Raw genomic sequence first — 14138 nt, forward strand, 5'->3', positions numbered from 1 at the left:
AGCCCGGTTTGCGTGTTGAATTCCATCGAACCGGCCGACCGGACCCGAGGACCATGAAGCTCCGCGACCTCTTGAGCGACGATGTCACGACCGGCGCCGCAGTCGCCGATCTCGACATCGGCGGGCTCGCGGTCGACAGCCGCGCGGTGAAGCCCGGCGACCTTTTCTTCGCGCTCGCCGGCGCAAAGACCGACGGCGCGCGCTTCATCGCCGCCGCCGTCGCGGCTGGCGCCGTGGCGGTTGCCGGAGAGCACCCGCCGGCGGGCGAACTCGCCGTTCCGTTCGTGACGGTGCGCAACCCGCGCCGCGCGCTGGCGCTCGCCGCAGCGCGGTTCTACCCGCGTCAGCCGGCCGTGATCGCGGCCGTCACCGGCACCAGCGGCAAGACCTCGGTGGCGGCGTTCACGCGCCAGATCTGGCAGCGTCTCGGCCATGCCTCCGCGAGCATCGGCACCATCGGTCTGGTGACGCCGACGCGCAGCGTCTACGGCTCGCTGACCACGCCCGATCCGATCGCGCTGCATCGGTCGATCGACGAGATCGCCGGCGAGGGCGTGACGCATCTGGCGCTCGAAGCCTCGTCCCACGGGCTCGATCAGTTCCGTCTCGATGGCGTGCGGGTGGCGGCCGGTGGCTTCACCAATCTGTCGCGCGACCACATGGATTATCACCCGGACGTCGCGCACTATCTCAATGCCAAGCTGCGGCTGTTCCGCAATCTCGTGCAGGACGGCGGCGCCGCGGTGATCTCGGCGGACCACGACTGCTCGTCCGAAGTGATCGACGCGGCGCGCCAGCGCGGGCTGCGTCTGATGACCATCGGCCGCAACGGTGATCCGGGCGAGGGCATCAAGCTGATCGACGCCGCGGTCGATGGCTTTGCGCAGCGGCTGGTCGTCGAACATGCCGGCCAGCGCGTTGCGCTCAAGCTGCCGCTGGTCGGCGAGTTCCAGATCGAGAACGCGCTGGTGTCGGCCGGGCTGGTGATCGGCACCGGTGGCGACGCCGCGGCGACGTTCGCGGCGCTCGAACATCTCGAAGGCGCGCCGGGCCGGCTCGATCTCGTCGGCGCGCATGATGGCGCGCCGGTGTTCGTGGACTACGCGCACAAGCCCGATGCGCTCGCCAAGGCGCTGCAGGCGCTGCGGCCCTATGCCAAGCGCAAGCTCGTCGTGGTGTTCGGCGCCGGCGGTGATCGCGACACCGGCAAGCGGCCGCTGATGGGCGCGATCGCGGCTGAAAATGCCGACGTGGTGATCGTCACCGACGACAATCCGCGCAGCGAAGATCCCGCGGCGATCCGCGCCGCCATTCTCGCAGCGGCGCCGGGCGCGCGCGAGATTGGCGACCGCGCCGAGGCGATCCGCACGGCCATCGGCGACTTGCAGCCGGGCGACGCGCTGCTGATCGCCGGCAAGGGACACGAGATCGGGCAGATCGTGGGCGACACGGTGCTGCATTTCAGCGATCACGAAGCCGCCGCGGCGGCCCTCTCAGCGAGTGCAGCATGAGCAAACAGCCGCTATGGACGTCGGACGCGATGAGCACGGCGATGCGCGCCGCGACGAACGGCACGCTGCCGCGCGACGTGTTCGGCATCTCGATCGACAGCCGCACGCTGGCGCCGGGCGACGCGTACTTCGCCATCAAGGGCGACGTGCATGACGGCCACGCCTTCGTCGAGGCGGCGCTCAAGGCCGGCGCCGCGCTCGCGGTGGTCGAGGCCGCGCAGCGCGACAAGTTTGCGGCCGACGCGCCGTTGCTGGTGGTGGACGATGTACTCGATGGTCTGCGCGATCTCGGGCGCGCGGCACGGGCGCGGCTGGACGGCAGAGTGATCGCCGTCACGGGGTCGGTCGGCAAGACCTCGACCAAAGAGGCGCTGCGTGGCGTGCTCGGCGCTCAGGGCGAGACACACGCTTCGGTTGCTTCGTTCAACAACCATTGGGGCGTGCCGCTGACGCTGGCGCGCTGCCCGCAGGGCACGCGCTACGCGGTGTTCGAAATCGGCATGAACCACGCCGGCGAAATCGAACCTCTGGTGAAGATGGTGAGACCCCATGTGGCGATCATCACCACGGTGGAGCCGGTGCATCTGGAATTCTTCTCGGGCGTCGAAGGCATTGCCGACGCCAAGTCGGAGATCTTTGCGGGCCTCGAGCCGGGCGGAACGGCGGTGCTGAACCGCGACAATCCGCTGTTCGCGCGGCTGTGCGACAACGCCGCCAAGGCCGGCGTCGGCCGCGTCGTGTCGTTCGGCGCGGATGCGAAGGCCGAGGCGCGGCTGCTCGACGTCGCGCTGCATGCGGATTGCTCGGCCGTCCACGCCAACATCCTCGGCCACGACGTCACCTACAAGCTCGGCATTCCGGGCCGTCATATCGCCATGAATTCGCTCGCCGTGCTGGCGGCAGCCGAACTCGTCGGCGCCGATCTGGCGCTGGCGGCGCTGGCGCTGTCGCAGGTGCAGCCCGCGGCCGGCCGCGGCGTTCGCCGCGCGCTCGACCTCGGGCAGGGCGAAGCGATCCTGATCGACGAGAGCTACAACGCCAATCCGGCCTCGATGGCGGCCGCGCTCGGCGTGCTGGGCAGCGCCGCGATCAGCGGGCAGGGGCGGCGCATCGCCGTGCTCGGCGACATGCTCGAACTGGGGCCGACCGGGCCGGATCTTCATGCCGGCCTCGCCGACGCGGTGAAGAGCAACGCGATCGACCTGGTGTATTGCTGCGGGCCGCTGATGCGCCATCTGTGGGACGCCCTTTCCTCCGGCAAACGAGGGGGCTATGCAGAGACCGCGGCCGAACTCGAATCTCAGGTCGTCGCGGCGATCCGGGCCGGCGACGTGTTGATGGTCAAGGGATCGCTCGGCTCGCGCATGAAAACGATTGTCACCGCGCTCGAGAAGCGCTTTCCCGGCAAGGCCGCGCTCGACGCTGCGGTGTAAGGCGGCCCCGAATGCTCTATTGGTTGATCGATCTTTCCAGTTCTTTTCCGGCCTTCAACGTCTTCCGCTACATCACCTTCCGCACCGGCGGCGCGGTGGTGACGGGCGCGCTGTTCGTGTTCCTGTTCGGCCCCTGGATCATCGACAATCTGCGGCTGCGCCAGGGCAAGGGACAGCCGATCCGCGCCGACGGCCCGCAGTCGCATCTCGTTTCCAAGCGTGGCACGCCGACGATGGGCGGGCTGATGATCCTGTCCGGACTGACGGTCGGCACCGTGCTGTGGGCGAACCTGCTCAACCCGTATGTCTGGATCGTGCTGGCGGTAACGCTCGGCTTCGGCTTCGTCGGCTTCTACGACGACTACATGAAAGTGACCAAGCAGACCCACGCCGGCATCTCCGGCCGCACCCGGCTGATGATCGAATTCGCGATCGCCGGCGCGGCCTGCTTCGCCCTGGTGTGGCTCGGGCGCGGCTCGCTGTCGAGCTCGCTGGTGATTCCGTTCTTCAAGGATGTCGCGCTGAATCTCGGCTGGTACTTCATCATCTTCGGCGCCTTCGTGATCGTCGGCGCCGGCAACGCGGTGAACCTGACCGACGGCCTCGACGGCCTCGCCATCGTGCCGGTGATGATCGCGACCGCCAGCTTCGGCATGATCTCGTATCTGGTCGGCAACGCTGTGTTCGCCGAATATCTGCAGATCAACTACGTCGCCGGCACCGGTGAACTCGCGGTGCTGTGCGGCGCGCTGCTCGGCGCCGGTCTGGGCTTCCTGTGGTTCAACGCCCCGCCGGCCTCGATCTTCATGGGCGACACCGGCTCGCTGGCGCTCGGCGGCATGCTCGGCGCGATCGCGGTGGCGGTGAAGCACGAGATCGTGCTCGCCGTGATCGGCGGCCTGTTCGTACTGGAAGCCGTGTCGGTGATCGTGCAGGTCGCCTCGTTCAAGCTCACCGGCAAGCGCGTGTTCCGGATGGCGCCGATCCATCACCATTTCGAACAGAAGGGCTGGACCGAGCCGCAGATCGTGATCCGCTTCTGGATCATCGCCGTCATCCTGGCGCTCGCGGGCCTGTCGACGCTGAAGCTGCGGTGAGGATGATGGGCGAGGCCTTGATTTCGTCATTGCGAGCGAAGCGAAGCAATCCAGCGCAGTGCACGGAGCCGGATTGCTTCGTCGCTGCGCTCCTCGCAATGACGGGGAGAGGCTTGCCATGATCCCCATCACCTCTTTCGCGGGCCAATCCGTCGCGGTGTTCGGCCTTGGCGGGTCGGGGCTGGCGAGCTGTCATGCGTTGCGCGCCGGCGGCGCCGAAGTGTTCGCGTGCGATGACAATCTCGATCGCATGGTCGAAGCCGCGCAGGCCAATTTCATCACCGCGGATCTGCGCAACGTCTCGTGGACGAACTTCGCCGCGCTGATCCTGACGCCCGGCGTGCCGCTGACGCATCCGGCGCCGCACTGGACCGTGCTGAAGGCGCGCGAGGCCGGCGTCGAAGTGATCGGCGACGTCGAGCTGTTCTGCCGCGAGCGGAAGCTGCATGCACCGGACGCACCGTTCGTCGCCATCACCGGCACCAACGGCAAATCGACCACCACGGCGCTGATCGCGCATCTGATGCGCGAAGCCGGCTACGACACCCAGATGGGCGGCAATATCGGCACCGCGATCCTGTCGCTGGAGCCGCCGCGTGCCGGCCGCGTCCACGTGATCGAAATGTCGTCCTATCAGATCGACCTGACGCCATCGCTCGATCCGACCGTCGGCATCATGCTCAACGTCACCGAGGATCACATCGACCGCCACGGCACGATCGAGCACTACGCCGCCGTGAAGGAACGCCTCGTCGCCGGCGTGCCGGCCGGCGGCACCTCGATCATCGGCGTCGACGACGGCTTCGGCCGCGACATGGCGGACCGGCTCGAGCGCGCCGGCAAGCGCGTGGTACGGATCTCGGTGAAGCAGCCGCTGGCGGACGGCATCGTCGCCGACCACGAAGTGATCTCGCGCGTCGCCGGTGGCGCATCGAACGAGATCGCGAAGCTCGGCGGAATCGGCTCGCTACGCGGTTTGCACAATGCGCAGAACGCGGCCGCCGCGTCCGCGGCCGTGCTCGCGCTCGGCGTCGCGCCGGACGTTCTGCAGCAGGGCCTGCGCAGCTTCCCCGGACTCGCGCATCGCATGGAGCAGGTCGGCCGCCAGGGAGCCGCGCTGTTCGTCAACGACTCCAAGGGCACCAACGCGGACGCCACCGCCAAGGCGCTGTCGTCGTTCGGCGACATCTTCTGGATCGCCGGCGGCAAGCCGAAGACCGGCGGCATCGAGAGTCTCGCCGAGTACTTCCCGCGCATCCGCAAAGCCTATCTGATCGGCGAAGCCGCGGCGGAGTTTTCAAAGACGCTGGACGGCCGCGTGCCCTACGAAATCAGCCGGACGCTCGACAACGCGGTGCCGGCCGCGGCCCGCGACGCGGCGACCGCCGGCCTGGCTGAGCCGGTGGTCCTTTTGTCCCCCGCCTGCGCCTCGTTCGATCAGTTCCGGAACTTCGAAATCCGCGGTAACCGGTTCCGCGATCTGGTTCTGGCGCTCGACGGCGTCAAGCCGATGGTCTGAGCGAGCGGCCCGGCGCGCTGCCAACGACTGTCGTTATCGCCTGAGCAGGCCCGCCACCCGGATTCCCCGCCTGCCTCAGGTTTGCCACAAGCCCGCGAGGGCACTTGCTGCTCCGGATCGAGCGGCGTGCCAACGGGCCGGCGGGTGGCCAAAGCCCCGTTCACATCCTCGATTCCAAGCCAATCCGTTAACCTCTTGGCAACCACACGGGCGCACCAATGGTCGAACCTTTGTCCCAGGATCGCCGATGATCTCCCGTGAACAACGCACGCCGTTCAGCGAATGGTGGTGGACCGTCGACCGCGTGCTACTTGCGGCGCTGATCGCGCTGATGCTCGCGGGCGTGATCCTGTCGCTAGCCGCGTCGCCGCCGGTGGCGACCCGCATCGGACTCGACCCGTTCCACTTCTTCAATCGTCACGTGCTGTTCCTGGCGCCGTCGCTGATCGTGTTGATCGGCGTCTCGTTTCTGTCGCCGCGGCAGATCCGGCGCACCGCACTCATCGTGTTCGCGCTGGCGATCGTACTGATCGTGGTGACGTTGTTGTTCGGGCCGGAAGTGAAGGGCTCGCGGCGCTGGATCACGTTGCTCGGCGTCAATATTCAGGCCTCCGAAATCGCCAAGCCGTCTTTCGTGATCCTGGCCGCGTGGCTGTTCTCGGAAGCGGCGCGGCGGCCGGAAATGCCCGCCACCTCGATGGCGATGGTGCTGCTGCTGATGCTCGTGTCGCTGCTGGTGATGATGCCGGACTTCGGCCAGACCATGCTGATCACGATGGTGTGGGGCGCGCTGTTCTTCATCGCCGGGATGCGGGTGATATGGGTGTTCGGGCTGACAGGCGCAGCCGCCGGAGGACTGTTCGCCGCTTACCTGCTGGTCCCGCACGTCGCCGGCCGCATCAAGCGCTTCATGAATCCGGCATCGGGCGACACCTTCCAGGTCGACATGGCGAGCGAAGCATTCAGCAACGGCAGCTGGTTCGGGCTCGGGCCCGGCGAGGGCATCGCCAAGCGCAGCCTGCCGGATAGTCACACCGACTTCGTATTTGCCGTGGCGGCCGAAGAGTTCGGCATCGTGCTGTGCCTGGCGCTGCTGGCGCTGTTCAGCTTCATCGTGCTGCGCACGCTGTCGCGCGCCTACAAGTCCGACGATCTGTTCACGCGCTTCGCCGCGTCCGGGCTGGCGATCCTGTTCGGCGTGCAGGCTGCGATCAACATGTCGGTGAACCTGCAACTGATCCCCGCCAAGGGCATGACGCTGCCGTTCATCTCCTATGGCGGTTCGTCGATGGTGTCGCTGGCCTACGGCGTCGGCATGATGCTGGCGTTGACCCGGCAACGGCCGCAGACCGAAGTCAACGCGATCGAAGCCGCCGGAAGCTACGCGTAAGGCCATGAGCGACGCGCCTCTCATCCTCCTTGCCGCCGGCGGCACCGGCGGACATCTGTTTCCCGCCGAAGCGCTCGGCGTGGTGCTGATGAAGCGCGGACTTCGCGTCCGACTTGTCACCGACAGCCGGGCGATGCGTTACAGCGGACTGTTCTCGACCGATATGATCGACGTGGTCCCAAGCGAGACGGTGCGCGGCAGAACGCCCTGGGCACTGGCCCGCACCGGATTGATGCTCGGTGCCGGCACGGCGAAGGCCATGGCGCTGATGCTGCGGCGCCGCCCCGCCGCCGTGATCGGCTTCGGCGGCTACCCGACGCTGCCGCCGCTGTTCGCCGCAAGCGCACTCCGAATCCCGACGCTGATCCACGACGCCAACGCCGTGATGGGCCGAGCCAACCGCCTGTTGTCGCGGCGCGTCACTGCCATCGCCACCTCGCTGCCCGGCGTGCTCGACCGCGATCCGGCGCTGGCCGCCAAGACGACGACGACCGGCACACCGATGCGGCCGGCGATCCTCGCCGCTGCCGCGGTGCCGTTCGCGCCGCTCAATCCGGCCGGACCGCTGCGCCTGCTCGTGGTCGGGGGCAGCCAGGGCGCCCGGGTGATGGCCGACATCGTGCCCGGCGCGATCGAGAAACTCGACCCGGCTCTGCAGGCCCGTCTGGTGCTGACCCAGCAGGTCCGCGATGAGGACATGGCCCGGGTGAGGGCGGTCTACGACCGGCTGAAGCTGAATTGCGAGCTGGCGCCATTCTTCACCGACCTCCCGGCGCGGCTCGCCGCCAGTCAGCTTGTGGTATCCCGTTCCGGTGCTGGCACCGTTGCCGAGCTCGGCGCGATCGGCCGGCCCTCCATTTTGATCCCGTTGCCCGGCGCGCTTGATCAGGATCAGTTTGCCAATGCCGGCGTGCTGGCAGATGCCGGCGGCGCCATTCGCATTGTGCAGGCGGATTTCACACCGGAGCGACTTGCCACGGAGATCACCGCCTTGGCCGCTGGCCCGGCGAAGCTAACCGCAATGGCCTCAGCGGCCCGTACGGTGGGCAGGCTGGATGCGGCCGATCGGCTGGCGGAGCTGGTCATGCGGGTGGCGCAGGTCTGAACTGGGCCGGGTTCCCGGCTTTTGTCCGGACCGGGCTTGTCCCCGCCATCCTCGTCTTGCATGAAGTGCCTGAATCGTCGCTGTCCGGGACAAGCCCGGCCCTGTCGACCGACCTTTGAGAGACTTTGCCCATGAGACTGCCGCGCGAGATCGGACCCATTCACTTCGTCGGGATCGGCGGCATTGGCATGAGCGGCATCGCCGAGGTGTTGTGTAATCTCGGCTATACCGTGCAGGGCTCGGATGCCTCCGAGAGCGCCAACGTCAACCGGCTGCGCGAGAAGGGCATCCAGATCCACGTTGGCCATCAGGCCGACAACATCAAGGGCGCCGACGTGCTGGTGGTTTCGACCGCGATCAAGCGCGACAATCCGGAACTGCTGGCTGCGCGTGCGCAGCGCATTCCGGTGGTGCGACGTGCCGAGATGCTGGCCGAGCTGATGCGGCTGAAGAGCTGCGTGGCGATCGCCGGCACCCACGGCAAGACCACCACGACCTCGATGGTGGCGGCGTTGCTCGATGCCGGCGAACTCGATCCGACCGTCATCAACGGGGGCATCATCAACGCCTATGGGACCAACGCGCGGCTCGGCGCCGGCGACTGGATGGTGGTCGAGGCCGACGAGAGCGACGGCACCTTCCTCAAGCTGCCGGCCGACGTCGCGATCGTGACGAACGTCGATCCCGAACATCTCGATCACTTCAAGACCTTCGACGCGGTGCAGGATGCGTTCCGCAACTTCGTCGAGAACGTACCGTTTTACGGCTTCGCCGTGATGTGCATCGATCATCCGGTGGTGCAGACGCTGGTTGGCAAGATCGAGGATCGCCGCATCATCACCTACGGTGAGAACCCGCAGGCCGACGCGCGGCTGCTCGACCTCAAGCCGTCCGGCGCCGGTTCGACGTTCAAGGTCGCGTTTCGCGATCGCAAGGCCGGGACTTCGCACGAGATCACGGATCTCACGGTGCCGATGCCGGGCCGCCACAACGCCCTCAACGCCACGGCGGCGATTGCGGTGGCGCACGAGCTCGGGCTTTCCGACGACACCATCCGCAAGGCGCTGGCCGGCTTCGGCGGCGTGCGCCGGCGTTTCACCAAGACCGGCGAGTGGAACGGCGTCACCGTCATCGACGACTACGGCCATCATCCGGTCGAGATCGCGGCGGTGCTGAAGGCGGCGCGTCAATCGACGGCCGGCAAGGTGATCGCCGTGGTGCAGCCGCATCGCTTCACGCGGCTGCAGTCGCTGTTCGAAGAGTTCTGCACCTGCTTCAACGACGCCGACACCGTGATCGTCGCCGACGTCTATCCGGCCGGTGAAGCACCGATCCCCGGCATCGACCGCGATCACTTCGTGCTCGGTCTGCGCGCGCATGGCCACCGCGAAGTGATCCCGTTGCAGGACTCCGCATCGCTTGCGGGCGTCGTCGCGGGCGTCGCCAACAGCGGCGACTACGTCGTCTGCCTCGGCGCCGGCAATATCACCCAATGGGCCTATGCGCTGCCCGGTGAGCTGAAGGCGCTGGGTTGATCGTGGCGTTCCCCGACATCACCTCCGACCTCAAAGCCGCGATGCCGGAGTTGCGTGGCCGGCTGCTGAGTAACGAGTCGCTGGCTCCGCTGACCTGGTTTCGCGTCGGTGGTCCCGCGCAGGTGCTGTTCACGCCGGCGGATGCCGATGATCTCGGTTACTTCCTCTCGAGACTCCCCGCGGAAGTGCCGGTGCTGTGCATCGGCGTCGGCTCCAATCTGATCGTGCGCGACGGCGGGCTGCCGGGCGTGGTGATCCGGCTGGCTCCGCGTGGTTTCGGCGACGTGCGCGCGGACGGGCAGGTGGTGCATGCAGGGGCCGCCGCCTTGGATAAACGCGTTGCCGAGACGGCAGCCGCAGCCGGTCTCGGCGGACTGGAATTCTACTTCGGCATCCCGGGGACGATCGGCGGCGCGCTGCGGATGAATGCGGGCGCCAACGGCCGCGAAACCCGCGAGGTACTGATCGATGCCACCGCGGTCGATCGCAGCGGCCGCGAGCATGTGCTCGACAACGCCGGAATGCAGTTCTCGTATCGGCACAGCGGCGCCGACACCGGACTGATCTTCACATCAGCTCGCTTCCGCGGCACGCCGGCATCGTCAGATGCGATCCGGGCGAAGATGAACGAGGTGCAGGCGCATCGCGAGATGGCGCAGCCGATCCGCGAGAAGACCGGCGGCTCCACCTTCAAGAATCCGCCTGGCCAGAGCGCCTGGAAGCTGATCGACGCCGCCGGCTGCCGAGGTTTGAAGATCGGCGGCGCGCAGGTCTCGGAAATGCACTGCAACTTCCTGATCAACACCGGAGAGGCCAGCGCCTCCGACATCGAGACCCTCGGCGAAACAGTGCGGACGCGCGTCAAGGCGCAGTCCGGCGTCGAGTTGCAGTGGGAGATCAAGCGCATCGGCGTCGCTGCGGACGCCGGGCGCTGAATATTACTTCGCCGTCGGCGGTGGTGACGGCGGCACCGGTGGCTGCGCAGACGGGGGCAATGCCGGCGTGTCCGGCAGTCTCAGCACGTGTTCGAGCGGCGCTGAGGAGACGCGGAACACGCCGCTGAATGGATCCTCCTGCAGGGCGATCAATCCGAGTGCCACGACCGCGCCGGTGGCGAACACAGTGAGCGCGGCGGTCATGGCCCGCGGCTTCTCCAGATGCACCAGCGTCAGCGCGACCTGCGTGATGATGCCGAGCAGCAGCACCGAAATCCATTTCAGTTCGCTGGTCCGGTCGGTCGACAGGCTGAGCCGCGAATTGCGCGCGGTGCCGACCCGGACCGCCGCGCTCAGCATCGCGACATGCACGGCGGCACTGGCGTCGCGGCTGATGCCCGGATCGCTGAGCTGAGTCAGCAGTTCGTCGTAGGCTTCCGTGGTGGATGCCGCGCTTTCGCCACGCGCCGCGGGCCATTCGTCGCGCACCACCGACCTGGCGTAGTCCTTGAGCGCGATCCTGATCTTGCGCATGTCGGTCACCGACGCGATGCTCAGCGTATAGAGGTTCTGCAGTTCGCCCGCCTCGGTCTGGACCGCGCTGGTCGCCCGACGATTGCGCTCCGTCACCTCGTAGCCGAGGAAGCCGGTGAGCAGACTGAACAGCACGGCCACGGAAGAAAAGAACGGTGCGACGACGCCGTTGAGCTTGGAGATCGGCCCGCGCGCCGGCGATACGAACGTCACGATGACGAGCGTCAGCGCGACGCCATAGTAAAGCAGCGCCAGCGTCACGAAGGTGCCGGTGGTGGAGAGGTCGAGCCAGGCCCTGATCATCGTGGTTCCCGTCAATCGATCGTTCGGATGCGGCATACGTCGGCGCAGTCGAATCGGGAACTGTTCCAACGTCTCGGACGTCGGACTTTGGCGGCATCTGCAGCTCCCGTCCACCGGCCGTGCTTCGCTCGCGGTGACGGTGCGCGCGCGGATGCATGTCGCGATTGCGAAATCTCCGACAATCGCGGGTTGTACAGTCTTGCCGGCTTCACATAAGCTGAAACACAGACGCCATGCTTCTGCCGGGCCGGCGTGGCATCCCCCCGGACCGACGGACTGGAGCGCTCTCGTTGCATCGACAATTCGCGCCGCGCCTTCGGCAATTGCACTGGTACGAGATCGCACTGATAGGCGTGGTGGCGCTCGCGCTCTGCATCTATCTGCCGATCGTCGTGAAGCGATCGGCAGTGCAGGGCTTCGGCGACGTACAGGTGTTCTTCCGCGCAGGGTGGGCGGTGTGGACCGGCTACCCGCTGTACGAAGTCGCAGATCATCACGGCTGGACCTATCACTATCCACCGTTCTTCGCGCTCCTGATGGGGCCGTTCGGCCACCCGCTTGAGGGCTATCCAAGGCCGTCCTGGGCGTTGCCGCTGCCGGCATCCGTGGCAATCTGGTACATGCTCAGTGTCGCTGTGCTGTTGATCGCGGTGGATTGGTGGGCGAGGGCGCTCGAACGGGATGCTCCGCCGTTGGTCCAGCGCGACTGGAATGCCTGGTGGATGCTGCGGATTGGGCCGCTTGCGATCCTGATGCCGTATATCGGTGACGGTCTCGGCCGTGGCCAGCCGAGCGCCTTGGTATTGCTGACAATGGTCGGCTTCCTCGTTCTTTACGCAAAGGGACGAGTCTATTCCGCCGCCTTCGCGCTGGCGCTCGGCTTCACCATCAAGCTGTTTCCGCTGGTGCTGTTGCTGTTTCCTGTGCTCAGACGCGACAGCCGGACGGTGTTGGCCGTTGCCGGTTTCAGCTCGCTGCTTCTGTTCGTCGTCCCGACGCTGTGCCTCGGCCCCGCAGAGGTGATCAAGCTCTACACTGCTATGTGGACGGAGCATCTCAGCGGCGTCTTCACGGGCGCGCCGAACGACAAGATCGCTGCCGAGATCACCTTCACGTCCTACGACATGCTGAGCATCGGCGCGATGCTGGCGCGGATCGCAGCCGGCGGCCTGCCCGCAGAGGACAAGCTGCCGCTTTTCGCGACGCTCGGCCAGCTTGCCTTCGACGCCGTCTTCATCGGCGCGCTGGTGTGGATCGGCCAGGGCCGGTTCTGGCGGATTCGCGGCCCGCAGCCGCCCCTGTCCGAAGCGATCCTGATCGGCGGTGCGGTGCTGTGTGCCTCGCTGCCATTGGTGCTGTCGGTGTCGCAGCCCAATTATGTCGCCTTCGTTGCGCCGCTGGTCGCGGTGATGCTGTTCGACGCCTGGCGCCGCAACGGCGAGACGACGCTGGTGACGTTCTTGGTGCTGTGGGCCTGCGTCATGTGGATCGGCATGTTCGGGACCGAGGGCGGCGTATGGCAGCCGCTGCGCATCATCGGTCTGGCGACGCCGGCGATTGCAGTCCTGCTCGGTTGCGGACTGCTTTGCTTGCGCCGCGTGCGCTAGACGACGTCGGCCTCTCGATCTTCCTCCGGCTTGCCGCACGGACGAAAACGTTTCCCTGCAGCTTCTCCGAATCAGCCAAATCGGGGACATTGCGTCCGCGCCGGCCCGCGAGACGCTCGGACCAATCTGACCCAACAGGGACCGCCCGGCGGACCGATCCATGCGACAGACGATACTTTTCGGTGGCACCAGCAAAGAGCGGCTGGTGTCGGTCGCTTCGGCACAGGCGCTACACGCGGCGTTGCCGGATGCTGAGCTCTGGTTCTGGAACGACGACGACACCGTGCACCGCGTGACGCCGCAGGCGCTGCTGGCGCATGACCGGCCGTTCGAAGAGCCGTTTCGTCCGGCGGGCGAGGTGATCGGGGCACTGGATGTCGCGCTCGATCGAGCCGCGGCCGAACAACGATTGCTGGTGCTCGGCCTGCATGGCGGCGTCGCCGAGAACGGCGAATTGCAGGCGATGTGCGAAATGCGCGGTGTGCCGTTCACCGGCTCGGGCGCGGCGGCATCGCATCTCGCCTTCGACAAGGTCGCCGCCAAGCGCTTCGCCGCGATCGCGGGCGTTCGTACGCTGAGCGGCGTCGCATTGGCGGACGCCGAGGCTGCGCTCGAGACCTACGGCCGCCTGATCGCCAAGCCGACCCGGGACGGATCGAGCTACGGACTGTTCTTCGTCAACGCCAAGCAGGATCTGGTCGCGGTCCGCAACGCGGCCAAGACGGAAGACTATCTGATCGAACCGTTCGTCTCCGGCATCGAGGCGACCTGCGGTGTTCTGGAGCAGGCGGACGGTTCGCTGCTGGCGCTGCCGTCGATCGAAATCGTGCCAGCCGACGGCGGCTTCGACTACACGGCGAAATATCTCGCCAAGTCGACGCAGGAGATCTGCCCGGGCCGGTTCGCCCCCGAGGTCGCTGCCGTGATCATGGATTTTGCCGTCAGGGCCCATCGCGTGATCGGATGCCGCGGCTACTCGCGGTCCGACTTCATCGTGGCCGCCGACGGTCCGGTCTTCCTCGAGACCAACACGCTGCCCGGGCTGACCAAGGCGTCGCTCTACCCCAAGGCGCTGAAGGCGCAGGGCATCGAATTCGCCGACTTTCTTCACGGCCAGATCGCGCTCGCCGAACGCAGCCTCCGGCGTTAACGAGCGCGCAGTCAGGTTC

General features: G+C 67.0%; 11 protein-coding genes. 10 read left to right on the forward strand and 1 reads right to left on the reverse strand.

Going from position 1 to position 14138, the window contains the following annotated elements; translation table 11 throughout:
- Positions 1-53 precede the first annotated feature (53 nt).
- The 8 genes from ACFFJ6_RS25335 (at position 54) to murB (ending at position 10525) form a co-directional block, all read left to right on the forward strand.
- Positions 54-1511, forward strand: a complete 1458-nt coding sequence (locus ACFFJ6_RS25335; protein ID WP_378393198.1) for a UDP-N-acetylmuramoyl-L-alanyl-D-glutamate--2,6-diaminopimelate ligase — start codon at positions 54-56, stop codon at positions 1509-1511.
- Entirely contained in the window at positions 1508-2944 is a 1437-nt protein-coding gene (locus ACFFJ6_RS25340) for a UDP-N-acetylmuramoylalanyl-D-glutamyl-2,6-diaminopimelate--D-alanyl-D-alanine ligase (RefSeq protein ID WP_378393200.1), read from the forward strand. Before ACFFJ6_RS25335 ends, ACFFJ6_RS25340 begins: the two co-directional genes overlap by 4 nt.
- A gap of 11 nt (positions 2945-2955) precedes the next feature.
- Entirely contained in the window at positions 2956-4041 is a 1086-nt protein-coding gene (mraY, locus tag ACFFJ6_RS25345; RefSeq protein WP_378393202.1) for a phospho-N-acetylmuramoyl-pentapeptide-transferase, read from the forward strand.
- A 118-nt stretch (positions 4042-4159) separates the two neighbouring features.
- Complete coding sequence (murD, locus tag ACFFJ6_RS25350; protein ID WP_378393204.1) at positions 4160-5560, forward strand: UDP-N-acetylmuramoyl-L-alanine--D-glutamate ligase; 1401 nt, start codon at positions 4160-4162, stop codon at positions 5558-5560.
- Positions 5561-5807: 247 nt separating this feature from the next.
- The gene (gene ftsW / locus ACFFJ6_RS25355) at positions 5808-6950 is read left to right on the forward strand and encodes a putative lipid II flippase FtsW (protein WP_378393206.1); all 1143 of its coding nucleotides are present in this window, start codon (positions 5808-5810) and stop codon (positions 6948-6950) included.
- A gap of 4 nt (positions 6951-6954) precedes the next feature.
- Positions 6955-8055, forward strand: a complete 1101-nt coding sequence (gene murG, locus ACFFJ6_RS25360; protein ID WP_378393208.1) for an undecaprenyldiphospho-muramoylpentapeptide beta-N-acetylglucosaminyltransferase — start codon at positions 6955-6957, stop codon at positions 8053-8055.
- Between the two features lie 131 nt (positions 8056-8186).
- Positions 8187-9590, forward strand: coding sequence for a UDP-N-acetylmuramate--L-alanine ligase (murC, locus tag ACFFJ6_RS25365; protein ID WP_378393210.1), 1404 nt, complete (start codon positions 8187-8189; stop codon positions 9588-9590).
- Between the two features lie 2 nt (positions 9591-9592).
- Positions 9593-10525 (forward strand): UDP-N-acetylmuramate dehydrogenase, encoded by a 933-nt coding sequence (gene murB, locus ACFFJ6_RS25370; RefSeq protein WP_378393252.1) that lies wholly within the window; start codon positions 9593-9595, stop codon positions 10523-10525.
- A gap of 3 nt (positions 10526-10528) precedes the next feature.
- Here the strand turns inward: murB and ACFFJ6_RS25375 are convergent, their stop codons facing one another.
- Positions 10529-11362: a bestrophin-like domain gene (locus ACFFJ6_RS25375; RefSeq protein WP_378393212.1), complete on the reverse strand. Its 834-nt coding sequence runs from the start codon at positions 11360-11362 to the stop codon at positions 10529-10531.
- Positions 11363-11652: 290 nt separating this feature from the next.
- Between ACFFJ6_RS25375 and ACFFJ6_RS25380 the strand changes: the two genes are divergently transcribed.
- Positions 11653-12969, forward strand: a complete 1317-nt coding sequence (locus ACFFJ6_RS25380; protein WP_378393214.1) for a glycosyltransferase family 87 protein — start codon at positions 11653-11655, stop codon at positions 12967-12969.
- Between the two features lie 160 nt (positions 12970-13129).
- Complete coding sequence (locus tag ACFFJ6_RS25385; RefSeq protein ID WP_378393216.1) at positions 13130-14119, forward strand: D-alanine--D-alanine ligase family protein; 990 nt, start codon at positions 13130-13132, stop codon at positions 14117-14119.
- Positions 14120-14138 lie beyond the last annotated feature (19 nt).

It is taken from the genome of Rhodopseudomonas telluris (assembly GCF_042432815.1).
Taxonomy (GTDB): domain Bacteria; phylum Pseudomonadota; class Alphaproteobacteria; order Rhizobiales; family Xanthobacteraceae; genus Rhodopseudomonas; species Rhodopseudomonas telluris.